Genomic DNA, 25,490 nt, shown 5'->3' on the forward strand with positions numbered 1-25,490 from the left:
TCGTTATTCCTTCTGGTTTAATGGGTTCTCAACGATTTGAGAACTGGTCGGGGGTTGGAAATTGAAAAGAGAAGTTCCAAGACCTATATTGGTAGCAATTCCGGAAAAAGCGATTTCCGTAACTTCTTCATCGTCCCTTTTCATTTTTAAAACCCTTGGCATATCGTTATCCGACACAACTAAAATGACTTCTGTATATCTTTTGTTTGGCGAAGTCAGGCGAAATGTTTTGCCGCTTACGGTTACATTTTCATAACCGGATAAAAATCCACCGAGTCCGCCAGACACACCTTTCAGATCCTGTTTCCCCGAAATGGAAGAATCCGGATTATAAAACCATAATGTCTTACCATTGGACGAAATAATTCTTCCGTCATTCAGGCGAACATGGAGTTGGTAGGGGTTTTTGTAGGAGATGATTCCGGTGAGTCCTCCGTTCACAGTGACTGTGGCGCGGAAACTTTCCAGGGAATTCAAACGACCGATGACTGAATTGAGTTTGTCTCTTCCATCCTGTGCCAAAATCCCGGAGGAAAAAAGGCACAAGAGGGAAAACGAGAAAATTAATCTTAGAGAAAGAAGCACGGCTTCCATCTAAAAGAACGCATGGGATTACCCCAGCACTTTTTTGAATTCTGAAGTGAGAGCCGGAACTACTTCAAATAAATCCGCAACTACACCGTAAGTTGCAACTTTAAAGATCGGAGCATCTCCGTCTTTATTGATAGCAACGATGTATTTGGAAGATCCCATACCAGCTAAATGTTGGATGGCTCCGGAAATTCCGCATGCGATATAACAGTTAGGGGAAACCGTCTTACCGGTTTGACCTACTTGGTGAGAGTGGGAAATCCAACCCGCATCAACTGTCGCACGAGATGCTCCTAGGGCTGCCCCTAAAGTATCCGCTAAGTCTTGGAGAAGAGGCCAGTTTTCCGGTCCTTTGATTCCACGACCACCCGATACGATGATGGATGCATCTGCGAGCTGCACTTTGTTTCCGCCGCTTAGGTCTTTGGAAAGAGATTTTGTTCTCACTTCGCCAGCCGTAGCACCGGATTTTTCTACAGCACCTGCTCCGTCTTTCGGAGTTACTTCTTGGGAGTTGGCACGAACTGTGAAAATTTGAATGTCAGAAGTTACTTTGAAATTTGCGTAAGCTTTTCCGGAGTAGATTGGTTTTTTCGCAACGACTTTGCCGCCGTCAACGGAAAGACCAACTGCATCCGCTACGATTCCCGCATTGGCTTTGATCGCAACGCGAGCGGAATATTCTTTTCCTTGAGAAGAGTGAGGTATAAGAACTACCGAAGGCTTTTTCTCTTGGATGATTGAGTAGATTCCGTTTGCATAAGCTTCGGGATTGAAGTCACCAAGGTTTGCACCTACGATGGTATCAGCACCGGCTGCTTTCAAGTCTCCTGCAAATTTGTCTACGTTGTCAGTGATGATGACTGCATGAACTTTTCCGCCGATTGCATCAGCAATCTTTCTACCTGCGGAAGTAAGTTCTTTGGAAATTTTTTTAAGTTCGCCGTCTTTGAGTTCGCCTACTATTAATACGTCTGCCATGATCTTCTCCTTAGATAACTTTCGCTTCTTCGCGAAGAGCTTTTACGAGTTGGGAAGCAAAACCTTGTGCATCGGCTGCTTCTAATTTTCTGCCGGAAATACGTGGAGGAGGTGGTTCCAAACCAACCACTTCGATTTTAGAAGCAGTAGCTCCTAACTCGTCAGGTTTTTTAACGTCCACTGGTTTTTTCTTAGCAGACATGATTCCCTTTAAGCTAGGGTATCTTGGCTCGTTGAGACCTTTTTGAGCAGTCACAGCCACTGGTGCTTGTGTTTCTACGGTTTCAGTTCCACCTTCCACTTCACGTGTTGCAGTTACTTTTTTGCCGTCAAATTCAAGTTTGAGAGCCATTGCAATGTGAGGGATGTTCAATCTTTCTGCGATTTGAATAACTACTTGAGAGCTGTCAGTATCGATGGATTGGCGACCACCAATCACTAGATCCGCATTTTCAGCCTTGATTAAATTTGCGAGCAGTTCAGAAGTATAAGTAGAGTCGAAAGTAACATAATCGTCCACTTTTACGTGAACTGCACGATCAACACCCATTGCATAAGCGGTTCTAAGCGCTTCTACAACTCTGTCTGGCCCAAGGGAAACCGCGATTACCTCGCCGCCCGTTTTTTCACGAATACGAATCCCTTCTTCAATAGCGAATTCATCATATGGGGAGATGATCCATTTGACACCGGCTTCGTTAATAGCCTTATCTCCCACCTTAATGGAGGTTTCCGTATCTGGAACCTGCTTTACAAGAACAACAATTTTCATTCCTTAACCCCGTTTTCCTGGATTACCTTACAACCAGAAAATGAGAGCGAAGGGAGAAGGGAAGTCTTTTATTCTCGTAGAAAAACGTATTTGGACCAGTTGTACGCCCAAATGATAAAGAAAATGACCACAAGCACATTTCCGTCCGTTTTGAGATAGAGACTCAGTCCGAGCGTTAAGGGGAGGAGTAAAAAGAGTAAGAAGGAGAAAAATACGATAAAATGGACGGGCGCCTTGAGATGTTTCGGACTTTCGGAAAGTGTGGGGAAAAAACCTTGGGATACCAAAGGTTCTTTTTTTTTCGCCACGAAAAAAATATAAAAAGAAAGGCCGATCAACAGAAAAATATGAATCAACACTAAGATCATATGGCAAAGAAATCCCATTCGGACTTTGAAGAATAGAAAAAATTAAATCATCCAAAGAAACAAAAACGGAGTATAGGCAAGTTCGCAAAATGTTTTAAACCAAACGGGGGAATTTTTTCTTCCCCAAGGTTCGAGAAAGATCAAGTAACAGAAAGTAAACGACAAACCGAGCGCAGGCAAATGATGATTCGGTTCTTGCAATCCGAAATAAATACAAAGTCCGATTCCGATTCCTGAGAGAGTATAGAATAACATTGTGGTATATTCTTTCCCCAAATAGAGAGTGATCGTTTTGAAATGAAACTGTTTGTCCCAGTCCGAATCATTTCGATAAGTGAGAAGTACATTGCAAAGGACGGAAAGAAATAACGTGAAAAAAATAGGATATTCTTCATAGACAGGAAATCTTTCGAGTAGTACGGGGAAGGAAATTCCCAAAGTATAGAGTAGGGAAAGAACCACTTCTTTGGGTAAAAACGAAATACGAAAGAACTGAGTGGATATAAAATACAAAAATACCAAAAAACCGAGAATGATTCCTGCCAGAAAAAACGAGAAAGGCAAAAATAAGAAACTCAATGTAAGGCAGATCACTAACGAGAGTAAGCCGAAAAAAACTGTCAAACCGATTTTGTTTTGGTAAAAGATCCCTCTTTCCGTTTTGACTCCTCCTTTTTCCCTGATGGAATCGAAGGACCGGTCCAAAATATAAATGGAAAAAACGGCGAGTCCCAAACAGACTAGGATCGGAACCTTCGGTTTTACGGAGAGGGAAAAGCTAAGTAAGGCGACATTGCCGAATACGGATAATAGAACGTCCGCGCTTAGATAGAAAAAAGGAAATAATAATTTTTTAACCAAGGACCCGTGACTCCATTTTTGGTTCGCCTATCTCATTCACCCCTCTTTGTCTTATAAATCACTAAAAAAAATCTTTCCTTTTTGAAAAGTTCATCTTATGAATGGGGAATATGACATCGTTTTGGAAAAAAATCGACCTTAAGCTTAGTTTTAAAAATAAACTCAGTCCTACCATGATTGTGCTTTTGGAGGAAGAAGAAAGAAACGGTGCCAAGGTTGCAAACCAGTTCCGTTATTTGATCGGTGCGGCCATGACAGTGAGTATTATCGCAAATCTTCCGAACATAGATACGGTTTGGGGTTATGCGGTCAATTTCGGAGCTTTGTTTTTCTATTTTGTAAACACTTACATTCATGCTTATATTTTGAGATGTCAATACGAGTATTGGGTGAAAAAGTATGAGTATATTAGTATATTCTTTGATAATTTTCTGGTGTCCATCACAATCTTGAATTGGCATCTTTTAAAAGGAGAAGGGAACCCTAATTTTATTTTAAAAAATCCCGTTTATTCTTTTTATCTTTTGCCTCTTGCTTTGTCCATGTTTCAATTTAGGATTCGATTGGTATTGTTTTCCTTTCTTTGTTTTTTCTTCGCACATTGTATTTTTCTGGCTTACACCTTTCATATCGGATCTCCTATCGGAAACGATTGGTACAAATACGTTTTAGGAGATGAGTTGATTGTTACCGATGCGATTGTGACTCGTCCGATCATATACTTTTCTTTGGCAATTTGTCTTTCCTACGGAATTTACAGAACGATTTTGATGCTCAAACGTTTGGCAAATGCAGAAGCGCAAAAAACATCCCTTGCCCGTTATTTTTCTCCCGACCTTGTGGAAGAAATCACTTCACAGCCGGATGTGATTCAAAGCGGAAGAAGACAAAAGGTGACCGTACTTTTTTCAGATATCAGAAATTTTACAAAGATGTCCGAATCTATGGACCCGCAGGATTTATCCACGTTCCTAACGGGATACAGGTCGGGAATGACAAAGGCTGTGTTTCATTTCGGAGGAACTCTGGATAAATTCATAGGAGATGCTGTGATGGCTACGTTCGGAACTCCTTTGCCTGCGGGAGTTCCCGGATTGGATTCCAAAAACGCAGTGCTTGCCGCCAAGGGAATGTTAGCTGAGCTAAAAAAATTCAATTTAGAAAGGGAGTCGGAAGGAAAACCGGGAATTGAGATAGGAATCGGAATTCATACAGGAGAAGTGTTTGCAGGAAATATAGGAACCGAAGAAAGAATGGAGTATACTGTGATCGGTGATACTGTCAATACCGCTTCGCGAATCGAGTCCGCATGCAAAAGAGTTTCCGCTCATTTGCTGATTTCGGAAGAGGTTTGGGAGGAAATAGGGAGACCGGATGATTTCCGACAAACGGAATCGATCTTACTTGCCGGAAAAGAAAAACAGGTAAATCTTTATAAGTGGTCGGAAGAGGTTTAGCTCGCTTTGTTCATCTTATAGACCGCATTAAACAGCGGTTCGTTGAGTTCCTTGTCTATGATATAAATCACTCTTGTGGAACCTGCTGTGTGGGAAAGATCAATGATCGCTTTCCTCTTATCGATTCTGATCTGATTCAAATCAAAGTCTGCAATCTTATACTTATTTGATTTTTTGAATATGGGTTTGATCGTACAAATTCTCTGCAATTTCGGTCTGGTTTGAAACCGATCCACTTCCAATACTTCGCAAATATCAAAATGGACATGTTTTTCCGAATCCATCGCTGCAGTGATGATAAAGTCGCCCACATTGATGATATTTTGGTTATTGGTCAGACTGGAACCCACATAATCGAGTAAATGACGGATATTTTTATTGCTGTAGGAAAAAAACGAGTCGTTCAAAATCATTTTTAATGCTGTGGAGGATTTGAATGCGGGTCTCCAAGCTTGGTCGGAAGTCAAAGAGGCATATTCGCTTGCCAAAGAAAGAATCGCGATATCCTCTTCCCTGCTGCTTGAGGATACGTTATTTTCCTGCAGATGGAGTTGTCTTTCGATATCGTTTACAATTCTTTCCTTTCCAATTTCCTTATTGTACTTGTCACGAACTGACATCAGTTTGGTGAAAATGGTTCTTGTATCGGGAAAATTATTGTTCACTCCGTTGCTACGATAAGGTCTGTGATGGTTCAAAATAAGGGTTCTTACGTCTGTGGAAATTTCGGGAGCACTCAATGTCATCAGATAACTGATGATAGGATGTTGTTGGACGATTGCGTAATCTTCCTTGGACAATTTGGGATGTTCCTTCACGTCCAGTTTAGTATAACCCACATCGGCCAAATAACTTGCCATCATTAATGTTAGGTGATCTTTCTTGTCCGGTTTTTTATTGCTATCTTCAACTATTTTTTTCGTTCTTACCTTCATACCCATTGCAACGATCGTTCTTTTTGTCATCAGTTCCGATTCCAAAGGAACACCAGCAACGCTTAAAATTTCCAGAATGTTGAATATGCCCGATTCGAAATCGGGATTGCTTGTGAAGTCGGTAAGTATTTCGTTAATGGAACGATCAACCATAATGGCCTGATCGGATGAGAAGGATGTTTTTCGAAGGTCTTCGATCAGTGCCGCGGATTGTTTTGCAAACTTCGCTGTTTTTTCCTGATCGAATAATTTGACCGTTTGTGACTTGCTTAATTCCGCAAGTTTACTTGCAGATCTTCCTTTGTTTAATTCTGAAACTAAAAAGTAAACTCCCTGCAATTCGAACTTAAGTAATTTGCCGAAATCGTCCACGGTTGGATTTCTTTTTTTATGAATAAGTATCTGGCCGTCTTTATTGTATAGATCGAGAGGTATGCTGTTGTTTTTACGGAAACTGTTTAAAGATTCTTCGGTTAACTCGAATTTGGCGAGCTTGTCTTTAGAGACTTGGTTTGGGCCGTTCAAGATATAATCTCCGTTTGTTGGCAATATTGCCCTTAAGGCAAATCCCTAAATATGTTTTCTTGTAAGATCGTAAACATAAAGCGAATGGAATTGCTTCCCTTGCTATGGAAATTATAACGATAGCCGTGTAAAATAAATTTACAATTTTGAAAAGTATTTGTTGTCAATCGAAGAAATCAAGCTCCTCGATTGTACATTCAATCTACGAAAGCTAGTATATATACTAGTGGCTTTAACTAGTGTTGAAAAACAGTTTGGTAAATTTATTTCAAAAGAAGTTCGTATCTTTGGCAGTTGTGAAACTCCATTCCTTTTCAAAAACAATCTGTTTTTTGCGATCCGCAAGTTTCATATAAACCGTATATTTTTTATTTGTATCTAACGGATCTTTGGGGATGAGTCCCGCCATTTTGAATGTCTTCATCATGGAACCTACTTGGTCCGGGCTGGATGGATCCAACAGATAACTGGGAATGTCCTCTCCATTTTCATCTTTGATATTTGCTTCGGTAATGCTCAGATGATTTTCGTAATCTTTTGAAAAAAGTTGTACTGTTACGGGAAAACCCAAAGAATCGTCTCCCGGAACCGGGTGAGGGATTTCAGGAAACATCATAGGAGGAATGTCCGTTTGTCCGCTTCCCGGATAGTGCATCAATTTGTCTTTTTCCGGAGAGAACTCGTATGACATAAAGTATACGAGCATGCTAGTCTCTCCCTTTTTCCATCTATAAAGTCCTATGGATTCGAAGTTAGGCGCCACCACAAGACCCCTGTGATACAATGTATTGGCAAGGTGGCGAAACAAATATTCCGGTGTGGAAAACAGATCGTAATTATTAAAACCTCCCATTGTGTTCCCCGTAAAATAACCTGGTGAAGATTTGAACCCGAAAACTTTTGCCTGATCTTCCGGTGCTTTTCCTATGTAGCCCGGCTTTCCTTTTTCTTCGTTATGCCATTGTGTGGTGATCATTTCCCCGAAATGATTTTGATAAAGGTATTCGGCATGTTTTTTTGCTGCATTATTCAATGCAGTATCAAGCTTTGTAGGTTTACCTCCGATGGATTTTTGAAATTCGTTGAAATAGGCGAGTCCTGATTTTAGATAGTCTCCTTCTATTTTTTCCAAAGGAAGTAATTTTACAGGAGGAGTCTTAGGCGGATTGGCACTTTGTTCTCTGTATTTTTTTGCATTGTCTTTGTCACCTAATGCATCGTAAATGCTCGCTATCCAGCCTAGATGGGATTCTTTTCCGGGATCCAGCTCGTTAGCTTTTAAATAATCTTTTAAAGCTTTCTCGTATTCTTTATTTTGATAGTAGGTGACTCCTCTCCAGGAATAAGCGGCCGCATTGGTATCGTCTTCTTTCAATGATTCCGTCATTTTCGAAATCCCTTCTTTTAGGTTTCCGCCTTTGGATAATTCGATGCCTTCGTTCAGTAAAAGTGCGGATTTTAAAGAATCACGCGCCGAATTCGGTACAGTGATCATTAGTATAAAAATGAATATTATTTTGAGATAAGAACGGGGAGGTAATTTGAATTTCATACTCGTTTCCTGTGGGTGGAAATTAGATATTTCTATTCTTTTCTTTGTCAAGAAATTACTTTGAGGATTTTTTATTTGCTTTTTATTATCGTATAATTACGATATACAATATGTCTGTTAACAAAAAGGAAGAGTTCGATGAAACCTTCCAAACGCTTTCTCTTTTTGCCAAAGCGATTTCACATCCAGCAAGGATTGCGATTTTGCAAACGATCGCCCAAAGGGAAGCATGTATCTGCGGTGAAATTGTAGACGTTCTGCCGCTTGCACAAGCTACCGTCTCCCAACATCTGAAGGAATTAAAAGAGATCGGATTGATTACCGGTGAAGTCGAAGGTAAAAAATCCTGTTATTGTATCAATTGGCCCGTTTTGGAAGAATTTCAAGAGAATGCGAAAGATTTTTTTGCGGGCTTAAAGAAACACAAACCAAGAACGAAGAGGAACTGTTGTTGATGAAAATCAAAAATATACTTGTACTTTGTACCGGAAATAGTTGCAGAAGTCAGATAGCCGAAGGTTGGCTTAAGTATTATTCCGGTGAGAATGCGAATATTTATAGCGCGGGGATTGAAACCCACGGTGTGAATCCGAAGGCGGTTTTGATTATGAAAGAAGCAGGTATAGATATCTCGCATCATACTTCGAATCATATCAATGAATACAAGGAAATCGAGTTTGATTACGTCATCACTGTTTGTGATCATGCAAAGGAAAATTGTCCTTATTTCCCTTCCAATGCAATCCGATTCCATCAAAACTTTTCCGATCCTGCGAAAGCAACAGGGAACGATAAAGAAATACTAAATGAATTTCGTGCTGTTCGCGAAGAAATCCGAAAATATTGCGAAAAGTTTGTAAAAGAAAATATAAAAATGGAATAGGTTGGAAATTTTAAATTGAATCAATCATTAACACAGTATTTGGAAAATCATACATTCGGAGAATTTCCAAAACAAATCAATCATTCTTTACATAAGCCGAGGATTTTAATTCTTTACGGATCTCTTCGTTCCAGATCCTATTCACGTCTGTTAGCCGAGGAATCGAAACGGATTTTGGAATACTTCGGTGCGGAAATTCAAATATTCGATCCGGATGGAATTCCGGTTTATGATGGTGATAGATCTGCGAAACATCCGAAAGTGATCGAACTTAGAAATTTAAGCCAATGGTCGGAAGGCCAGGTTTGGTCTTCTCCGGAGATGCATGGAAATATGACGGGACTTATGAAGACGATGATCGATTGGATTCCTCTTAGCATGGGAGCAGTTCGTCCGACGCAAGGTAAGACGTTGGCAGTATTGCAGGTATCAGGCGGTTCACAAAGTTTCAATGCTGTGAATAATATGAGAATTTTAGGAAGATGGATGCGGATGATTACCATACCGAATCAATCTTCGGTGGCAAAGGCCTTCAATGAGTTTCATGAAAACGGAACGATGAAAGAGTCAAGTTATAGAGACCGCCTCGTCGACGTGATGGAGGAATTAATTAAGTTCACTTATATGACTCGCGATATTTCCGGTTATTTGGTAGACAGATATAGCGAACGAAAAGAGAAAATGATTTAACATATGACATACGATACAAGACACGCAACCATAGAAGACTTGGACCAGTTGACGGAGATATTCGATCTCTACAGGATTTTTTACAAACAAAAGTCGGATTTACCCGCCGCTAAAGCTTTTTTATTCGAACGATTCGAACATAGAGAATCCGTGATACTCATTGTAATAGATTCAGAAAAAGATAAAATCGTGGGTTTTACGCAGCTTTATCCTGTTTTCTCTTCTCTCTCCATAGAACGTTCTTTGATTCTCAACGATCTTTATGTTCTGGAAGCATATAGAAAAAAAGGGATCGCCCAGCTTCTCATCAATGCTGCAAAAAGATACGGAAAACAGATCAAAGCAAAAGGGTTGGGGTTGTCTACCGCCGCAGATAACAAACAAGCACAAAGTGTTTATGAAAGAAACGGGTTCGAAAAAGATAATGAGTTTTATCATTATTTTGTCGGTTTAAAGAATTAAATAAAGGACCTTTTGTCACTTTTTTCCTTTACAGAGTAAGGAATTGGTTTAAGACTTTCTGAATATGATCGCTTCGAATTCTACTTCCCACCAGATTGACCTTTTCAATCCCACAGATGCCCATTTATCTTTACGCGAATCTGTTTCCGGTTTCGCGGAAAAAGAAATGGACGAACAGGCAAAAGAACACGATGAGCACGAAACATTTAACACCGGTTTGTTTAAAAAACTGGGTGCCGAGCTTGGAATTTTCGGAATCACTGTCCCGGAAAAGGACGGAGGACACGGACTGGATGCCGTTGCTGCCGTTATCATTCACGAAGAGATGTCCCGTTTTGATCCGGGTTTTACTCTTTCCTATTTAGCTCACGAAGTATTATTCGTTAATAATTTTTACCACAGCTCCAATGCGGATCAAAGAAAGAGATATTTGGATAAGGTGATTTCTGCGGAGTGGATCGGTGGTATGGGTATGACGGAGCCAGGTGCAGGGACGGATGTTCTGGGCATGACCACTCACGCCGTTAAAAAAGGGGATCGTTATGTGATCAATGGTGTGAAACAGTACATTACGAACGGTTCCATCGGACAGGTTTTTTTACTTTATACCAAACTTGATAAAAATGCGAAGAAGATGACCAGCTTTGTTATCGAGTCGTCTTACAAAGGTTTTTCGGTAGGAAAAAAAGAAGAGAAGATGGGGATGCGTTCTTCTCCGACGACCCAGCTTGTGTTTGAAGACATGGAAGTTCCTGTGGAAAATCTTCTAGGAGATGAAAATTCCGCCATTACTCATATGATGCGTAACTTGGAAATCGAAAGAGTGACTCTTGCCGCCCAATCCATCGGGATCGCACGCAGATGCATCGATATCATGTGTGATTATTCGGTTCGCCACAGAGAAGCATTTGGCAAAAAATTGATCGAATTCGGACAGATTCAAAGATTGATTTCCGAGTCGTATGCGGATTATTCTGCGGCGCGGGCACTTGTCTATCAAGTGGCATCGGGACTTTCTCCCGAAGTGAGAAATTCACTCGGAGCAGCATCTGCAAAACTAGTAGCAACCCAAATGGCGGAACGGGTCTCCAGAAACGCAATACAAGTATTAGGTGGATATGGTTATTGCCGCGAGTATCCCGTGGAAAGACTTCACAGGGATGCGATTTTACTTTCTATCGGCGGTGGAACCAACGAAGCCATGCAAAAAAACATAGCTTCCGATTTGAAAAAAATGTGGGGCGGCTGATTTTTTAAGCCGCCTGGTAGCCTGCCTCCATCTGGTGGGCTACCCTTACAATCCAAGAACTGAAATAGTTTCCGATTGATCTCAATAATAACAAATCGTAATCCGGTTTTTCCTTATTCGCGAGGCCGTGTAGAGTCCTGAGAGCACTCGTGTAATTTCCTCTGAAGTCATGAAGGGATGTTCCCGGTGGAAAGTAGTTCGCAACGACCGCGTATTGGTTTTCATCAAATCCGTATTCCGTCATCCAACCGCGTAACAAGGATTCGCAGGAATATTTGCTCGCCAAAGCATGTTGTGCAACCAAAAGATAAAACATGGATTCCAAAGCAAGCCAGGTCACTTCCGTATGTGCGGCGGCAATGGTTGTGAGGATGGGTTCTCCGTTTTCAATTGTTTTTTTCAGAGAAGGGGACTTTGTAAAATAAGCACCTAACTTATTAAAGACTTTTATGTGAGTGATGATGGACTCAACTTCCTTTTTATTCAAACTGGTTTCTCTTTGTAAAACGGTTGCCAGGTCTTCTTTCGGTCCTTCCGTACATAGAAACTCGATAAATTGAAATACGATATCGATGGAAAATCTGGATCTGGGATCTTCCCAGTAATGCAGTTCTCTGTAAAAAGATTCATAAATTCTAAAAATCAAATATTCCACTTTTTCGTTGTCTAGAGTTGCGATCGGTTTGAGTAATTCCTTCATTGCAACTGTGAATTCATATCTTTCGGACTGAAGGTATCGTTTTGCCTGGTTTTTGAAAGTTCTGATGGTAATTTCCGGATTTAGCCTGAGATTGCCCGCCTGAAATTCATTTTGTCTCGAGATTGCTTTCCATAATAAAGTGGCCGGATCTATTTGTTTGAGAGATTCTGAAACCATATCTGTGTTCCTAAATGGCAATTTGCTTTTTTTATGAGCATCGCCTCTATGTTTTTCGGGACATTTTCCATTTCTGTCCTTTTCCCATACATTTTGCATAACTCGTGCCAGCCGTGCCGGGAAAGGCAAAAGTTATGGAACATAACTACAATCGGTTCAGTGCGGGAGGAGAGAGGTCAAAAAGGCGAACTTTTTCGAATAAAATTTATCAAATCCACAGCTTCAGTTTACAACCAAAAGGGGGTATGGTAAGGAGAACGCATTGGGTGGCGGGTCTAGTTCCCCACCCTGATTCGGGCGGGGAATATAAATTGCAAACCACTTTGCCCTTATTTTCCTTTCTGCAAATTCTCCTCTATTTAAGGGTCTTCTTTTTCTTTAAGCAAAGAGAGGTTGATTTTACTCTTAGAAATAAAACCCTGGGCGGAAGCAATGACTCACATCCCAAAAATTAAAATTCGGGTTCCCGGAACTAGCGCCAATCTTGGACCGGGTTTCGATTTGATGGGAATGGCTTTGAAGATCTATAATGATTTTGAATTCACCTTTCCGAAGGAAAAAGGATACTCAATCGTTCAAAAAAACGGAGAACCGCTTCCTTTTTCCTCCAAAGAAGACCTGGTTCGGGAAGCCTACGAAGATTACTTCCAACATTTTCTCCCGAACGTAGAGATTCCAACATATCATTGTAAGATGGCACTCTCTCTTCCCTTGAAAGGGGGCTTGGGTTCCAGCGCTTCCGCCATTGTTGCCGGTTTGTGTGTGGCGCGGGAAGTCCATAAAAGAAAAGAAACCAAAATCTCGATTCCTACGGAAAAAGAATTTTTGCAGTTTTTAGCGGAATGGGAAGGACACCCGGACAATACATTGCCTGCTTATTTGGGAGGGCTTGTATTTGCCTATTCCATAAACAAAGAACCACTTCGTTACTTCAGAAAAAAATTCCCGTCCTCGGTTTCCTTATTCATACTGACTCCCCATTTGCATATTTCTACGGAAGAGTCCCGCAAAACTTTACCGGCGCAGTATCCGACTGCTGATGTGATTTTCAATCTATCCAGAATCGGAGCTTGGATGCATTTTCTCGACAAACGAAAGTTTAGTGATCTTTTGGTTGCTTTGGAAGATAAGATGCATACTCCTTACAGGATCTATGAAAATTCTCCCCTGAAGCCCATCACGGAAGTATTGGAACAGGAAAGAATCGGGTATTGTCTGTCCGGCTCAGGACCTAGTTTGCTTTTATTTACGGAAAGAAAACATACTTCGAATATTTTTCCCAAGTTGCAAAAACAAATAGAAACAAAGATGAAGGAATTATCGATTTCCTATTCGTTTCAAAAAATCCAAGCGGATCATTTAGGAACGAAGATCTCCAGCTTTTAGAAACCCGTTTATTCCGAATCCTCGTCTTCCTCTTTCCCGAACGCATAAATATCCCCTCTGAGTCTCACCTTACGGTTGATACCCGGCTGTATTTTGCCTATGGTAAAAGTGAATCTCATCCTTTCTTTTCCCAGTTTATTGAAGTAAAACGAAGAAGTCAGCGCTATCTCAATAAAATTCGCCATCCTTTCCTTTACAATCTTGTCCGAAATTCTGAATTCTACGGGATGTCCGATGATCTCATAAGAATCGAATGTTTCCTTCGATTCCATCTTATGATAAATCTCCATGCGGGGAGGTTTGTAGAAAGTAGGGCCGTTTCTGAGAACGGTAATCGAATAATCTTCGCTATCTTTTGCTTTTTTAAATTGAAAGATCAGCTGATCTTCGGAAATCGCATTACACCTGGTTGCGATATTTCCCGACTTACAGCCGATTGTAAATTGAGCGAATCTTGTGGACTCATCCACAACCAAATCGTAATGGTCTCCTGTGTGAGCGGGATTAAAACGATCCGAATCCTGTCTGGAAATAATGGGTAAAATAAATTGAGTATATAGTACGGCCAGGAAGCCTAAAATAGAAAGAATCAAAACACAACCTAGGATAACTAAAAAACTATCCTGGATCGCAATGAGAAGAGGAACCAGGTCGGATTACCTTTTTACATCAACTTTGTGTTCATCGTCTTTGTTCAGTGCAGGGCTTCTCGTAACAAGAGAAAGCAAATCCTTTACTTCTTCCGCAGAGATGATTTGACTCAATCTCTCTTCCAAAGGAAGGGGGGTCGGTTTCATAAGCAAATCATCCAATTTGACTTCGGGAACCTTTTCCTCTTTTTTGTCTTTTTTGGTTTCCGCGACCAAAGGTAAACTTTGTTCTTGGGGAACCGGGGGACCTTCCTCTCCACTCTGTTTTCCCAGATGGGAGGGTAGAATTTGGGGGACAGCCGCTGGAACGGGTGTAATATTCATATGCCCAAACCTCCGTTTGATAGTCTTCGCAGGAGAGAATTCCTTTTCTCCCAATTAGATCATCGGTAAACCCCAAAATGAATTGAGAAAAATCGCATTTTTTTACGGATTCCCGGGTGCGTGATTTAAAAATTTTTCGGTTTGCTCTCGGAATTTGGCGCTAAGAAGCTGGTTTTGATGGAAAATAGTATTCAAAAATGGATCGAACAACCCTTCTCCAAATTGGCAGTGGGTGCGATCGTAGTATTGGCCGTGCTCGCAGGGGTTTCAATCCCTTCGTTCATCCAGGCAAAATTCAACCAAGATGCCGTCTCGATTGGTGGCAAAAAATATGATATAACAGATGTTAAAAAAACGTCTCCGATTGCATATTCAAAATACCAAACCGATTACGCAAATCTAATCAAAAACACTCTTGCTGAGTTTGCTCAAGACAAACTTTTTGAAATCGTTGGGGCGGAAAAAAACATTCCGGCGGCAGATGTTTTGAAACAAGGGTTTGTCCCGAAAGAACCTACCGACCAGGAAATAGCCGATATATATAACACGTATAAGGCGCAGTTGGGCGGAAAATCTCTTGCTCAGGCAAAAGATCAAATCGTAGGTCTCTTAAAAAACCAACAAGAGCAAGAACATAGTCGTAATGTATACAAAGAAATCGTTCAAAAATATCCGGTGGATTTTTTGATCAAAGAACCGGACGTAGTTCGTGTGACGGTTGATACGGAAAACAATCCTTCGATCGGTGCTGAAAAAGCAAAAATCACTATTGTTGAATTTTCCGATTTTGAATGTCCTTATTGCAAACGCAGCCAAGATGTAAACAGAAGGCTTCGTGAAAAATACAAAGATCAGATTCGTTGGGTATTCCGCGACTTTCCTCTTCCTTTTCACCAAGATGCGATGTATGCTCATATGGCGGCAAACTGTTCCCTCTCTCAAGGAAAATATTGGGAAGTATTCCCTATCCTTTTTGAAAACTCGGGAAATCTTTCTGCGTCTAACGTGGATTTTTTGGTAACCAAAGCGGGTGTTGACAAATCGAAATACCAAGCTTGTATGAATGATAAAGACAAACTTCAAGCCGAGATAAACAAAGATATCCAGGACGGTCAAAAAGTAGGTGTAAGCGGAACTCCCGCTTTCTTCATCAACGGCATTTTCGTTTCCGGAGCTCTTCCTTATGAAAGCTTCGAAGAGATCATTGAAAAAGAATTAAAAAACTAATCAGGAGAAATATATACAATGGGGAATACAGTAAAAGTAGCAGTCACTGGAGCTGCAGGTCAAATCGGATACGCACTACTATTCAGAATCGCTTCAGGACAAATGTTCGGTCCCGACACTGCGGTGGAATTGCAATTATTGGAATTGGAACAAGCTGTTCCTGCGGCAAAAGGTGTGATCATGGAATTGGATGATTGCGCTTTCCCTTTACTTCAGAAAGTATCCGTAAGTTCAAATATAGACGAAGCTTTTCGTGATATCAACTGGGCTTTGCTCGTCGGTTCCGTTCCCAGAAAAGCGGGAATGGAAAGAGGGGATCTACTCAAAATCAACGGTGGAATCTTCACAACTCAAGGTAAAGCGATTGAAAAGAATGCGAATTCCGATGTAAGAGTTTTGGTAGTAGGTAACCCTTGTAATACGAATGCTCTGATCGCGATGAATAACGCGAAAGGAATTCCTTCCGATCGTTGGTTCGCGATGACAGGTTTGGATGAAAATCGCGCAAAAACACAGTTAGCGCAGAAAGCTGGCGTTGCCGTAAAACAAGTGTCAAATGTTGCCATTTGGGGAAATCACTCGGCTACTCAGTATCCTGATTTTTATAACGCTAAAATCAACGGAAAACCTGCTACCGATGCGATCTCGGATCATGATTGGTTGAAGGGAGATTTTATTTCTACAGTACAAAAACGAGGTGCGGCCATCATCGCAGCCCGGGGTGCTTCTTCCGCGGCTTCCGCGGCAAATGCAGTGGTTGATACCGTACATAATATTGTAACTCCAACGAAAGCAGGCGACTGGTTCAGTGCAGCATGCCATTCCAATGGTGAGTATGGTGTGGAAAAAGGACTTATCTTCGGATATCCTCTGCGTTCCGATGGCAAAAAAGTAGAGATCGTAAGCGGTCTTGAATTGAATGCTTTTGGAAAAGAGAAGTTTGATCTCACTCATAAAGAACTTCAGGAAGAAAAAGCCGAAGTAAAAGATATGATCTAAAACTAAGTTTCTATCCTGTTCGCCGGTTTTCCGGCGGACAGACTTTACCAAGAACAAATTTTGTAATAAAATCAACTATCATCTGTTTTGTTTCGTTTTGCAAATTGGAAAGTTATTTCCAGTTTATAAAAAATCATTTGCCTCGTAACTAAACCCGAAATTCTGGAAAAATGCTCTTTTTCGGATTTGATTTGGGAAAAAATATTCTATCGGACTTGAAACTGGGAAAAATTTTACTGTTTCTAAATCTCATTTCCGTCTTATCTATCTCCAATTGTTCAAACCAGATTCATAACAATCCGGAAGACCCCGGATCAAGCTCCTATCTTCCCAATCAATTGTTCAAATGCCTTGCGACTCCGGGTTGTCTTGCCAGTCCAAAACCTTCTTTTGGTTATACGGGGAGTCCTTTTGTTTTTTCCCAACATATTAAAATCGATGATGTAAAGCCGAGTCTATCCTCCGGCTTTTCCAATTGCACTGCTTCTCCCGGCCTTCCCACAGGTTTGACTTTGGATCCGACAACTTGTATTTTGCAAGGAACGCCTTCCATTTCCCGTTCTGCAACGGAGTATGAAGTGGCAGCATCGCATTCTTCGGGAAGTCTCTCCACTAAGATTAACATAGAAGTCACCACCTTGGGTGCAAATGCGATCGGACTTTTGAAAACCGGCCAGACATCTTGTTTTAATGCGAGCACATCTATAACTTGTGGAAACTCTTCTTTTCCTAGACAAGACGGGGATCTCCAACTGCATTTGGCAAGAAGTTATACGGATAGGGGAGATGGAACCGTTTTCGATAATATAACGGGACTTTTGTGGCAGAAATGTACGGAAGGGGGAAGTGGGGGTAGTTGTGCCGGTGCCACCAGTTATGTTTATGCTACAGCATCCTCTCTATGTGCTTCGAAAGGATTCCGGGTTCCCTCTATTTCCGAATTGGCTAGTCTCGTGGATGTTTCCGTCAGTTCTCCTTCCATATCGGGCACCTATTTCCCGGGAACGGGAACGAGCGGATACTATTGGTCTTCCACTCCTTCACAGGCAACCGCCGGCTCTTATTATATGGTGAGCTTCCTCATCGGTGCGCTGAATGAGCAAGCTCCTGCCGGGAACAATTACGTACGTTGCGTATCAGGAACACTTAGGGAACCTAGCGGAAATTATACGGACAACGGGAATGGAACCATCCTGGATAAAAATACAAAGCTGATATGGCAAAAATGCAGCTATGGACAAGGTGTTACGGATTGTACTCCTGCGGCGACAGCGACTCCTACTTGGACGTCCGCATTGGTCTATTGCAGAGATTTAAATCTTGCCGGCAAAACCTGGAGGCTTCCCAACAGAAATGAACTTCTTAGTATCGTAGATCATACCAAATCAGGTAGCAGTCGTTTGCATGAGACTTATTTTCCCAATCCATTTACCTACTATTGGTCCAGTACTACAAGACAGGACACTACGACCAGTGCTCATGCGATTGTAACTACTACCGGTTTTTACGATCAATATGGAAAGGGCGCCGCTTCCGCCTCGGCAAGATGCGTGAGTGGGCCGTAAGCGGGACATAGAATGTCCATGTTTTTAGTTTTCAAGCAGACGGACGACTTCTGATCAATCTCATTACAAATAGGGCAGCATAAAGTAGCAAACCGTAAATCGTGCCGGCAAACATAGAAATCGGAAACATACTTAACCGTCTTTTGGAACCGCTACCTTCCTCAACACAATACCACGTTTGGCTGCTGACGGTTTTTCCCGGAAAAGGGTTGTAGATGCGAGATTCCTGTATCATGTTTCCATTCGGGCATACTACCGGTTTGGCAATCCGGTTGATTGATGGGAAAGCAGCTCCCAGGCCAACTGAGATCACCATGATTCCCATAAACACGCAAAACACCAAACCAACAATCATTGCCCCTGTCTTCATGGGATTGAGATTCTCGATAACTTGCAGGAAAGTCAAGACGTTACTTTTTGACACGATAATGGAGTAACACCATATCTTGATGAAGCTTTTTAACTTCTACCAGCTCTAACGGTGTTTTCATACTTTCCGTAAAGAAACGTTTGCCTGTTCCCATTATGAATGGTTGGACGAGCAGTTTGTATTCGTCGATAAGTCCGACCTGTGCGAGTGACTCCGCTAAAGTAGCACTTCCGATAATCATTATGTTGCTCACTTCGCTCTTTAGTTTTTTGACCTGGGCTTTAATATCTCCCTTCAGTATAGTTGTATCTCCCCAATGAGCTACCTGAGGTCCATGTGAGGCGATGAATTTTGGAGTATGGGTAAGTACACCTGCAAGACCATCCATATCTTCATCAGGTAACTGCGACCAATAAGGGGCTAACATTTCATAGGTATTTCGGCCCATTAGAAATGCGTTAGCCTCCCGGTATGTTTCTTTGATGAATTTCCGTCGTTCGGGACTATCGTAGGGGAAAAACCATTCCTCCATAAAATCTGCATCAAAAACTCCGTCTCCACTCAGCCATTCAAATGCTACCACGTTTCCCATATAAAACCCCTGCATTGTTATTTTTAGGTTGCATTTTGCAACCTAAAACATATGCTATGTACCTATTGAATAAAAAGCAACGAATAATCATGAAGCATAAATTACGATCCAATTGCCCCATCAATTTCTCCTTAGAAATGTTAGGAGATGGCTGGTCGCTATTGATTCTCAGAGATATCATTTACTTTGGTAAAAAGACGTACAATGAATTCCTGGCTTCCGAAGAGGCTATCGCACGTAATATCCTGGCCGACCGCTTAGTTCAGCTGCAGGATAAAGGGCTGTTGGTGAAAAAACCGCATCCCATAGACAAGCGCAAAGAAATATATGAGCTTACCGAAGACGGATTGGATCTTGTCCCCATACTTCTTGACTTGGCTGAATGGGGTGCGAAACGAGTAGCTCAGAAAGATCTGCCGCATGAATGGTTGCAAGCAGTACGCAAGGATCGCAATGCACTTATTCCCCGCATTCAAAAAACAGTCCGCCTGGGCGGGTCGATTTTCGGTGAGTCCGCCACAAATTCGCATCGTAGTTTGTTTTCAGAGATCAAAAAGAAAATTCGGAAATAATTGATACAAGATAGAAATACACAGGATCTAGTCCTTTTACTCGCGTTTTCAACACGAAAGACGGTATGTAAAATTTATCGCTTCCGCAAAATCCGTAAGCGGTTCGTAAGTGTGGTCGGGCAAAAAGGCGAACTTATTGGAATAAAATTTTCATAAATAAAGAGATCACTTTACAAGGGAAAGGCGATGTGATAGAGAGAAGACATTGGGTGGCGGGTGGTTAACCCCACCCAATGTCGATAGGGCGGGGATGCTATACTAAAAACTCTCCCCGCCAGGGATCGCAGCGGGACGACCGGATGGTCGTCGTCCGAAGGACCGAAGCCGAAAGGCGGAGTCGCGGAAGAGCCCGGTCGGGGGGATCGATGATTTATTTGTCATCTAACAAATCCGAGGCGCCCTCCCTCCGACCTTTAATTAAAAGAATAAAGCTCAAGTATTCTACTCTTATAAGCAAGTGCAGCACATCTCGCGGTGACGGAGGCAGGGATGCCGGAGTTTTTTCGTCGGAACAGGATGTTCCGCGAAAAAGAGCGTGGTGTGCGAAACGCCTACTTCTTCAGAACAACAAACCTTTGTTTTTGGGAGGAGTCGTTTTTGATTTCCCCTTCGCGGTAACCGATTTTTTTACCTTCGTCCAAAATCCATTCCGCAAAATCGGGATGTGTTTCCAGCGCCAGAGTTCCTCCGTTTTCCAAATGCGAAAGAGCACCTTCCAGAAGAGAAGAATGGAATATTTTGAAATCATCCACAAAGAGTGCGAGATGGGGCTCGAAGTTTAACACGTCTTCCATGATATCTTTTTTTTCCTCCGAGGGTATGTAAGGAGGATTGGAAAGTATGGCGTGAAATTTCAAATCGGAAGCGATGTTTTTGAAAAGATCCGATTCCAGGAAATGAATCGGGCGAGTGCCGGGCGGAGTGACTTCATTGTCATTTTTTTCGGCAACTTGCAAGGCATCACCGGAAATATCCGTAGCCCAGATTTCCGCCTGGGAAATCAAACGGGACAGAGAAACGGCGATACACCCGCTTCCGGTGCATAGGTCGAGTATTTTCGGATTTCCTATTTCGGCAAAAATATTCTTTGAATCTTTGTAGAACCAATCCACCAATTCTTCGGTTTCCGGCCGGGGAATTAACGTGTGTTCGTTGACGTAGAAGTCGTATTTATGAAAACCTTTTTTACCTGTAATGTACGCGACCGGTTTCTTTTTGCTTCTTTCTACGATGCGTTCCCGGTAAGTTTCTATTTCTTTAGGACTCAAAGGCATTTCGAACTGGGAATAGAGTTTTATGCGGGGAAGATTTAAGAGATCGGATAACAGCCATTCGGCGTCTACCCTTGGGTTTGTGATTCCTTTTTTTTCTAAAAATTCCGTGGATCTTTTTAAGTAATAAAGTAGAGTGTTTGGTTCGGTCATTTTACCTTGCCCCCGACAGGATTCGAACCTGTGTCAACAGTTTAGGAAACTATTGTTCTATCCACCTGAACTACGGGAGCTTAACCTGGTTTTCGTTTCTGATTCACAATCCTTTGGAAATCATTGATATTGTGAATAACTATTTTGTCGGGATATAGATCCAATTTGCCTGTTTTTACAAATTGCATAATGACTTTTTGTACTTCTCCGACGGGTTGCGCGCACCAACTGGCGATGTCTTCTACAGTGGAAGTAAGAACGATCTCACTATAAACATCGTTCGAATATTGTTTTTCGTAGAGCATGACGAATACATCGCATACTTTTCCCAGTATATCATCCATAAGAAGGATCATGAGTCTGCGTTTTTGGTCGTAGATTCGAAAGGAAAAAATATGGAGTAATTTCATCGCAAGCGCCGGGTTCTTGGTCATGAGCATTTCGAAATTGGCACGATTGAAATTGAGTGCTTTCACTTCAGTGACTGCCGTAGCGGTGGCGGACCGAGGTTGTTCTTCCAGAATCGCCATCTCGCCCAGGATATCGCCTGCTTCCAGCACATCCAGGGTCTTGATCGAGTTTCCGATTGTTTTTGTGATCTTTACCTTGCCTTCTTTGATCAAATAAAAATCATTTCCAGGTTCGTATTCGCAAAACAAGACATCATTCGGCTCAAAAACTTTTCCGAATTTTCCGAACATCGCTTCCAGCATTTGATCATTCATTAGGATTTACCCGCTTTGACTTTTGCTTTTGCATCTTCGGAAATGCTATCATCGGTCGGTGGAAGAAGAGTTACTTTTTGATACAATTGCAATGCTTTGTCTTTCTCTCCGTTTGCTTCTGTAGCAAGCGCTAGGTGGTAAACGGTTTCTTTCAATAGCTGGCCTTTCGGATACTTTTTGATAAAATTGGAAAAGGTATTGATCGCAGAAGCATTGTCCTTTGCTTTATAGTAAGCCTTTCCCAGATAAAATAAGGAATTTTCCACCAATTGTTCTTCTTCTTGGGTGACCGAGTCGGTTCTTTCCGAAATCTCTTTGTAAAAGGAACTCGCTTCCGCAAATTTGCCCGCGCTCATCATTGTGGAAGCTTTGTCATGTTGGGCCTGAATGGAGTTCGGATCTACCGTAGAAGTCGACGGGTCTTTTTGAACCGCCATTGTTTTTAGCATTTCCTGTAGTTTTCCGTTCCCAGCACCCGGTTCCGGTTTATAAACTAATTCCGGTAAGGTGAGAGGATAAGATCCTTTTCTTGCGGCCAAGTCTTGCAATTGTTTTGCGCGATCGATGTACTGTCCGTCCGGATAATGTTGTAGGTATTGACTGAATGCATAAGCTGCATGTTCATGATTTCCGTTTTTGAAAAACACTTCCGCAACATTCATAAGTTCGAAGGCAGGGTTTTTTGCTTCCCCTTGGCCTAAAATTTCTCTTACTTGTCTGTGCACTTGGCGGAGTTGGCTTGAAAAAACTTTTAACATCTTGATGATAAGATGAGTTTTATCACTTACGAATCTTTCAAATTCGGGGACTTTGAATACAAGTACAGTGGCAGCACCGATCACTTGGGCTGTTTCTTCTCTGGGGTATCTTCCCAGCGCGCTTTTCACGCCGAAAAATTCTCCCAGTTTAACGTCTTCTTTCAGTTCGACGCCGTTTACGTTGGAGTAGGTGAGTACTACGCGTCCTTTTTGGAGAACAAAAATATCTTCCGCTTTGTCTTTCTCAAAGTAGACAATGGAACCGCCTTTATAATTTCGAACAATGGGGCCAGACAAGATTATCCTCTTAGCGTATAAAATTCATAAAATAGGTAAAAAAGCCAAATCCTTTTTGTACCCAACACTCGAAGAAACTTGGTCTAGTAATGCTTTTGGAGACCCTGCGACTATCTTTTCAGAACCTTTCACAGAAATCAGTTCCGATTCTATTCCCAGCTCAGAAAAAAGTTTTTTATAGGCGGAAGACCCGTAAACAGGCATTCCATCGATGATCACCAGATCCACATTGTCCCATCCGAGTTGGGAAATTGAAATTTCAGAGGCATTTGTCCCGTCATTTATGACAACTAAATCGGCAATTTGCCCTTCCTTGATGCTTCCCAAAGTCGGTTTTCTAAACGCTTGGGCGGGGTTTTCCGTCACCCATTTGAGTAAGGTAGATTCGGGCAATTCTTCTTCATATAAATCCTGAAATAAGGATTTTGCTAGTTTCAATTCTTCTAATATATGCAAAGACCCCGAAGGGGAAAAATCCGTGCCCAGACAAACATTGACTCCTGCGTCCATAAACAATTTAATGTTAGTTGTTTTGCCGAAGATGTGCAAATTGGATCCCGGGCACCATACTACGGAAGCATTTGCTTTTGCAATTCTTTCCACCTCTCTGGGACCGAACGGCAAACAATGAATCAGAACGGAATGAGGGCCCAGTGCGTCCATTTTTTCCAGTTTCTTCAGAGAGCTGAGGGAATCTTCATCCAATCCTTCTCCCAAATGAGTCACAAAAGGTAAGTTAGACGCTTCTGCAAGTTTGTATTCCAAGGCGGGACCTTCTCCCCAACTCAAACTGTAATTTCCTACGGAGTGGGCGAGAGTAAACTCGGAAAGCAAACGAATCGGCAATATATCCACGAAAGGTTTTTGAATGGAATGAGGGATATGATCATGAACGGACGTAACTCCCGCCAGCAAGTTTTTATAAGCTCCCAGGTAATAGAGTAGTTCGCTATCCAACTGTTGTCTTTCCGCAAATACTCCTGAAGATTTATAAAGATTATCGTAAGCAAGCCAGGAATTGTGTTTTGTGGTGCCTCCGATTTTAGGAAGATAACTTGCAAGGAGATGGTCATGGGAATTGAAAAACCCAGGGTAAACTTTTTTATTTTTGAAATCAAAGGTTCTGGAATCGGGCTTTGAGCCGGGAAAAGATTCCCTTTTTTGAAGAGAATCGATTTGGTTTCCTTCCAATTTTAAATCCAGGTCGGCCAATTTTCCGTTTTGAAATACTTGGGCGTTCGAAATGGTCCAAGAACTCATGTTAGCTTCCTTGTTGTAGAAAAAGAGAGGGATTGATTGCAGATTTGTTATGATTCACTTGGAAATACAGTCCTTTGTCTTTTATGAGAGTACCCAAACGTTCTTTCGCGACTAGGGTTTGCCCTTCAGTCACTTGCACTCTTTCTAAATTTCCATACACGGAATACCAGCCATTCTCATGTTCCAGGATGATATAATTTTCATACCCGTCCATATAATCGATATGAACTACTTTTCCGGGAAGTGCCGCACGCACCCAGCCGGAATTTTCTCTGGAATAACGAACTCCCTTATGAGGATCATAAGTTAATTCCGAATAAGGTTTTGCAATTTTTTCATAACCGGGAAGGGGAGAATTCGGTTTCGATTTGGGGGCTGTTTTTTGGGCTTCCGACTTGGAAGCTGTAGTGTTTCCGCCGGTTCGCAAAAGTTCATTTTGATAGAGACCTTCCTTTTCGGTCCTTCCGTTGATCGCAGCAAGTTCCTTCGGCGTGGTTCCCAACTTTTTGGCAATTCCCCACCAGGAATCACCAGCTTGCACCCGATAGGTGTTCTTATCCGTCGGTTTTTGTTTTGCGAAAGTTCGCTCCGAAGCGATCCCCAAAAAAAAGGACAAAATGCAGATTTGTATCAATCGATTTCGCATAAGAATCTAGTATTAACTTCGACATTTTTACGAATTCATACATTTGTTTTTGGGGGCGAATTAGGAGAGGATGGGGGCCTCGAAACTTCGTTTCGACCGGGCTCTTCCGCAAGGCTCCGCCTTTCGGCTTCGGTCCTTGCGGACGGCCGCCGGTGGCGTCCCCGCGCAGGTCCCTGGCCCATCGAAAGGATAAGGAATTTATCCCGGAAAAATGAAACCCACAAGGGATAGGGACTGGCAAAAAGGCGAACTTATTTGAATTAAATTTTTACAAATAGATGGATCGCTTTACAAGAGAAAGGCGATATGATAGAGAGAATGCATTGGGTGGCGGGTCTAGTTCCCCACCCAAATTAGGGCGGGGATACCAGAATAAAATCCAATAAGCGAGAAGAAACATTCGAAGAATCATCAGCAAAGCTGATTTTCGGGCAGTAAACATAAATAGCGAATCCCCGAAAGTTTTTCCTTTCCCCTTATCTTAAAATAAAA

28 protein-coding genes and 1 tRNA gene are annotated in these 25,490 nt (G+C 41.9%); 11 read left to right on the forward strand and 18 right to left on the reverse strand.

All coding sequences use genetic code 11. The features are described from left to right. Positions 1–3 precede the first annotated feature (3 nt). The 5 genes from DI077_RS05440 to DI077_RS05460 all read right to left on the reverse strand — a co-directional run bounded on the left by DI077_RS05440 (position 4) and on the right by DI077_RS05460 (position 3,573). A complete protein-coding gene (locus DI077_RS05440) occupies positions 4–594 on the reverse strand; it encodes a LolA family protein (protein WP_109018402.1) in 591 nt (196 codons plus the stop codon). An 18-nt stretch (positions 595–612) separates the two neighbouring features. Beyond that, positions 613–1,572: an electron transfer flavoprotein subunit alpha/FixB family protein gene (locus tag DI077_RS05445; protein ID WP_109018403.1), complete on the reverse strand. Its 960-nt coding sequence runs from the start codon at positions 1,570–1,572 to the stop codon at positions 613–615. A 10-nt stretch (positions 1,573–1,582) separates the two neighbouring features. Further along, the gene (locus tag DI077_RS05450; protein WP_109018404.1) at positions 1,583–2,344 is read right to left on the reverse strand and encodes an electron transfer flavoprotein subunit beta/FixA family protein; all 762 of its coding nucleotides are present in this window, start codon (positions 2,342–2,344) and stop codon (positions 1,583–1,585) included. Positions 2,345–2,412: 68 nt separating this feature from the next. Next, positions 2,413–2,730 carry an LIC10362 family protein gene (locus tag DI077_RS05455; RefSeq protein ID WP_109018405.1) on the reverse strand — a complete coding sequence of 106 codons (318 nt, stop codon included), beginning with the start codon at positions 2,728–2,730 and terminating at the stop codon, positions 2,413–2,415. 24 nt (positions 2,731–2,754) lie between these two features. Beyond that, the gene (locus tag DI077_RS05460; protein WP_109018406.1) at positions 2,755–3,573 is read right to left on the reverse strand and encodes a hypothetical protein; all 819 of its coding nucleotides are present in this window, start codon (positions 3,571–3,573) and stop codon (positions 2,755–2,757) included. A gap of 110 nt (positions 3,574–3,683) precedes the next feature. Between DI077_RS05460 and DI077_RS05465 the strand changes: the two genes are divergently transcribed. Next, complete coding sequence (locus DI077_RS05465; protein ID WP_167837058.1) at positions 3,684–5,030, forward strand: adenylate/guanylate cyclase domain-containing protein; 1,347 nt, start codon at positions 3,684–3,686, stop codon at positions 5,028–5,030. Here DI077_RS05465 and DI077_RS05470 read toward each other — a convergent pair. Then, on the reverse strand, positions 5,027–6,490 hold the full coding sequence (locus DI077_RS05470) for an HD-GYP domain-containing protein (protein WP_167837059.1): 1,464 nt from the start codon (positions 6,488–6,490) through the stop codon (positions 5,027–5,029). The two genes, DI077_RS05465 and DI077_RS05470, sit on opposite strands and share 4 nt — an antisense overlap. Positions 6,491–6,758: 268 nt before the next feature. Further along, the gene (locus tag DI077_RS05475) at positions 6,759–8,042 is read right to left on the reverse strand and encodes a tetratricopeptide repeat protein (RefSeq protein ID WP_109018408.1); all 1,284 of its coding nucleotides are present in this window, start codon (positions 8,040–8,042) and stop codon (positions 6,759–6,761) included. Positions 8,043–8,152: 110 nt separating this feature from the next. Between DI077_RS05475 and DI077_RS05480 the strand changes: the two genes are divergently transcribed. The 5 genes from DI077_RS05480 (at position 8,153) to DI077_RS05500 (ending at position 11,326) form a co-directional block, all read left to right on the forward strand. Continuing rightward, complete coding sequence (locus tag DI077_RS05480; protein WP_109018480.1) at positions 8,153–8,497, forward strand: ArsR/SmtB family transcription factor; 345 nt, start codon at positions 8,153–8,155, stop codon at positions 8,495–8,497. Further along, positions 8,497–8,925 carry an arsenate reductase ArsC gene (locus DI077_RS05485; protein WP_109018409.1) on the forward strand — a complete coding sequence of 143 codons (429 nt, stop codon included), beginning with the start codon at positions 8,497–8,499 and terminating at the stop codon, positions 8,923–8,925. The genes DI077_RS05480 and DI077_RS05485 overlap by 1 nt, the downstream gene beginning before the upstream one ends. Before the next feature lie 15 nt (positions 8,926–8,940). After that, positions 8,941–9,615: an arsenical resistance protein ArsH gene (arsH, locus tag DI077_RS05490; RefSeq protein WP_109018410.1), complete on the forward strand. Its 675-nt coding sequence runs from the start codon at positions 8,941–8,943 to the stop codon at positions 9,613–9,615. A gap of 3 nt (positions 9,616–9,618) precedes the next feature. After that, a complete protein-coding gene (locus DI077_RS05495; RefSeq protein WP_109018411.1) occupies positions 9,619–10,077 on the forward strand; it encodes a GNAT family N-acetyltransferase in 459 nt (152 codons plus the stop codon). A 64-nt stretch (positions 10,078–10,141) separates the two neighbouring features. After that, entirely contained in the window at positions 10,142–11,326 is a 1,185-nt protein-coding gene (locus DI077_RS05500) for an acyl-CoA dehydrogenase family protein (protein ID WP_109018412.1), read from the forward strand. 4 nt (positions 11,327–11,330) lie between these two features. On the opposite strand, the gene DI077_RS05505 is transcribed toward DI077_RS05500, so the two are convergent. Next, on the reverse strand, positions 11,331–12,203 hold the full coding sequence (locus DI077_RS05505; RefSeq protein WP_135354815.1) for an LIC_13029 family protein: 873 nt from the start codon (positions 12,201–12,203) through the stop codon (positions 11,331–11,333). Positions 12,204–12,635: 432 nt separating this feature from the next. Between DI077_RS05505 and thrB the strand changes: the two genes are divergently transcribed. Next, a complete protein-coding gene (thrB, locus tag DI077_RS05510) occupies positions 12,636–13,589 on the forward strand; it encodes a homoserine kinase (RefSeq protein ID WP_109018415.1) in 954 nt (317 codons plus the stop codon). Between the two features lie 8 nt (positions 13,590–13,597). On the opposite strand, the gene DI077_RS05515 is transcribed toward thrB, so the two are convergent. Both DI077_RS05515 and DI077_RS05520 read right to left on the reverse strand, forming a co-directional pair. Then, a complete protein-coding gene (locus DI077_RS05515; protein WP_109018416.1) occupies positions 13,598–14,239 on the reverse strand; it encodes a hypothetical protein in 642 nt (213 codons plus the stop codon). Between the two features lie 6 nt (positions 14,240–14,245). Beyond that, the gene (locus DI077_RS05520; RefSeq protein WP_109018417.1) at positions 14,246–14,563 is read right to left on the reverse strand and encodes a hypothetical protein; all 318 of its coding nucleotides are present in this window, start codon (positions 14,561–14,563) and stop codon (positions 14,246–14,248) included. A 177-nt stretch (positions 14,564–14,740) separates the two neighbouring features. Between DI077_RS05520 and DI077_RS05525 the strand changes: the two genes are divergently transcribed. The 3 genes from DI077_RS05525 (at position 14,741) to DI077_RS05535 (ending at position 18,354) form a co-directional block, all read left to right on the forward strand. Then, complete coding sequence (locus DI077_RS05525) at positions 14,741–15,790, forward strand: DsbA family protein (protein ID WP_109018418.1); 1,050 nt, start codon at positions 14,741–14,743, stop codon at positions 15,788–15,790. Between the two features lie 18 nt (positions 15,791–15,808). Beyond that, the gene (locus DI077_RS05530; protein ID WP_109018419.1) at positions 15,809–16,789 is read left to right on the forward strand and encodes a malate dehydrogenase; all 981 of its coding nucleotides are present in this window, start codon (positions 15,809–15,811) and stop codon (positions 16,787–16,789) included. Positions 16,790–16,959: 170 nt separating this feature from the next. Beyond that, positions 16,960–18,354, forward strand: coding sequence for an Lcl C-terminal domain-containing protein (locus DI077_RS05535; protein WP_109018420.1), 1,395 nt, complete (start codon positions 16,960–16,962; stop codon positions 18,352–18,354). A gap of 31 nt (positions 18,355–18,385) precedes the next feature. On the opposite strand, the gene DI077_RS05540 is transcribed toward DI077_RS05535, so the two are convergent. Further along, positions 18,386–18,724: a hypothetical protein gene (locus tag DI077_RS05540; RefSeq protein ID WP_109018421.1), complete on the reverse strand. Its 339-nt coding sequence runs from the start codon at positions 18,722–18,724 to the stop codon at positions 18,386–18,388. Between the two features lie 40 nt (positions 18,725–18,764). Continuing rightward, complete coding sequence (locus DI077_RS05545) at positions 18,765–19,316, reverse strand: dihydrofolate reductase family protein (protein ID WP_167837060.1); 552 nt, start codon at positions 19,314–19,316, stop codon at positions 18,765–18,767. A gap of 89 nt (positions 19,317–19,405) precedes the next feature. Here DI077_RS05545 and DI077_RS05550 point away from each other — a divergent pair, with 89 nt between their 5' ends. Continuing rightward, positions 19,406–19,888: a winged helix-turn-helix transcriptional regulator gene (locus DI077_RS05550; RefSeq protein WP_109018481.1), complete on the forward strand. Its 483-nt coding sequence runs from the start codon at positions 19,406–19,408 to the stop codon at positions 19,886–19,888. A gap of 551 nt (positions 19,889–20,439) precedes the next feature. On the opposite strand, the gene prmC is transcribed toward DI077_RS05550, so the two are convergent. From prmC to DI077_RS05580, 6 genes are all read right to left on the reverse strand, one after another. Continuing rightward, on the reverse strand, positions 20,440–21,312 hold the full coding sequence (gene prmC, locus DI077_RS05555) for a peptide chain release factor N(5)-glutamine methyltransferase (protein WP_109018423.1): 873 nt from the start codon (positions 21,310–21,312) through the stop codon (positions 20,440–20,442). A 7-nt stretch (positions 21,313–21,319) separates the two neighbouring features. Then, a tRNA-Arg gene (locus DI077_RS05560) sits at positions 21,320–21,392 on the reverse strand. Continuing rightward, a complete protein-coding gene (locus DI077_RS05565) occupies positions 21,393–22,037 on the reverse strand; it encodes a Crp/Fnr family transcriptional regulator (protein WP_109018424.1) in 645 nt (214 codons plus the stop codon). It lies immediately after the preceding tRNA gene. Then, entirely contained in the window at positions 22,037–23,092 is a 1,056-nt protein-coding gene (locus DI077_RS05570) for a tetratricopeptide repeat protein (RefSeq protein WP_109018425.1), read from the reverse strand. The genes DI077_RS05565 and DI077_RS05570 overlap by 1 nt, the downstream gene beginning before the upstream one ends. A gap of 24 nt (positions 23,093–23,116) precedes the next feature. Continuing rightward, entirely contained in the window at positions 23,117–24,352 is a 1,236-nt protein-coding gene (locus tag DI077_RS05575; RefSeq protein ID WP_109018426.1) for an amidohydrolase family protein, read from the reverse strand. 1 nt (position 24,353) lies between these two features. Next, positions 24,354–24,998, reverse strand: coding sequence for an LIC_10271 family cell wall hydrolase (locus DI077_RS05580; RefSeq protein ID WP_109018427.1), 645 nt, complete (start codon positions 24,996–24,998; stop codon positions 24,354–24,356). Positions 24,999–25,490: the final 492 nt, after the last annotated feature.

The organism is Leptospira kobayashii, from assembly GCF_003114835.2.
Taxonomy (GTDB): Bacteria; Spirochaetota; Leptospiria; order Leptospirales; family Leptospiraceae; genus Leptospira_A; species Leptospira_A kobayashii.

Bases quoted from the DNA above. Each gene is read 5' to 3' on its own strand.
- DI077_RS05545 (WP_167837060.1), bottom strand. From the start codon at position 19,316: ATGGGAAACGTGGTAGCATTTGAATGGCTGAGTGGAGACGGAGTTTTT.
- DI077_RS05480 (WP_109018480.1), top strand. From the start codon at position 8,153: ATGTCTGTTAACAAAAAGGAAGAGTTCGATGAAACCTTCCAAACGCTT.
- prmC (WP_109018423.1), bottom strand. From the start codon at position 21,312: ATGACCGAACCAAACACTCTACTTTATTACTTAAAAAGATCCACGGAA.
- DI077_RS05550 (WP_109018481.1), top strand. From the start codon at position 19,406: ATGAAGCATAAATTACGATCCAATTGCCCCATCAATTTCTCCTTAGAA.
- DI077_RS05535 (WP_109018420.1), top strand. From the start codon at position 16,960: ATGCTCTTTTTCGGATTTGATTTGGGAAAAAATATTCTATCGGACTTG.
- DI077_RS05450 (WP_109018404.1), bottom strand. From the start codon at position 2,344: ATGAAAATTGTTGTTCTTGTAAAGCAGGTTCCAGATACGGAAACCTCC.
- DI077_RS05540 (WP_109018421.1), bottom strand. From the start codon at position 18,724: ATGAAGACAGGGGCAATGATTGTTGGTTTGGTGTTTTGCGTGTTTATG.
- DI077_RS05465 (WP_167837058.1), top strand. From the start codon at position 3,684: ATGACATCGTTTTGGAAAAAAATCGACCTTAAGCTTAGTTTTAAAAAT.
- DI077_RS05440 (WP_109018402.1), bottom strand. From the start codon at position 594: ATGGAAGCCGTGCTTCTTTCTCTAAGATTAATTTTCTCGTTTTCCCTC.
- DI077_RS05525 (WP_109018418.1), top strand. From the start codon at position 14,741: ATGGAAAATAGTATTCAAAAATGGATCGAACAACCCTTCTCCAAATTG.
- DI077_RS05495 (WP_109018411.1), top strand. From the start codon at position 9,619: ATGACATACGATACAAGACACGCAACCATAGAAGACTTGGACCAGTTG.
- DI077_RS05445 (WP_109018403.1), bottom strand. From the start codon at position 1,572: ATGGCAGACGTATTAATAGTAGGCGAACTCAAAGACGGCGAACTTAAA.
- DI077_RS05455 (WP_109018405.1), bottom strand. From the start codon at position 2,730: ATGGGATTTCTTTGCCATATGATCTTAGTGTTGATTCATATTTTTCTG.
- thrB (WP_109018415.1), top strand. From the start codon at position 12,636: ATGACTCACATCCCAAAAATTAAAATTCGGGTTCCCGGAACTAGCGCC.
- DI077_RS05565 (WP_109018424.1), bottom strand. From the start codon at position 22,037: ATGAATGATCAAATGCTGGAAGCGATGTTCGGAAAATTCGGAAAAGTT.
- DI077_RS05500 (WP_109018412.1), top strand. From the start codon at position 10,142: ATGATCGCTTCGAATTCTACTTCCCACCAGATTGACCTTTTCAATCCC.
- DI077_RS05485 (WP_109018409.1), top strand. From the start codon at position 8,497: ATGAAAATCAAAAATATACTTGTACTTTGTACCGGAAATAGTTGCAGA.
- DI077_RS05505 (WP_135354815.1), bottom strand. From the start codon at position 12,203: ATGGTTTCAGAATCTCTCAAACAAATAGATCCGGCCACTTTATTATGG.
- DI077_RS05530 (WP_109018419.1), top strand. From the start codon at position 15,809: ATGGGGAATACAGTAAAAGTAGCAGTCACTGGAGCTGCAGGTCAAATC.
- DI077_RS05520 (WP_109018417.1), bottom strand. From the start codon at position 14,563: ATGAATATTACACCCGTTCCAGCGGCTGTCCCCCAAATTCTACCCTCC.
- DI077_RS05475 (WP_109018408.1), bottom strand. From the start codon at position 8,042: ATGAAATTCAAATTACCTCCCCGTTCTTATCTCAAAATAATATTCATT.
- DI077_RS05575 (WP_109018426.1), bottom strand. From the start codon at position 24,352: ATGAGTTCTTGGACCATTTCGAACGCCCAAGTATTTCAAAACGGAAAA.
- DI077_RS05580 (WP_109018427.1), bottom strand. From the start codon at position 24,998: ATGCGAAATCGATTGATACAAATCTGCATTTTGTCCTTTTTTTTGGGG.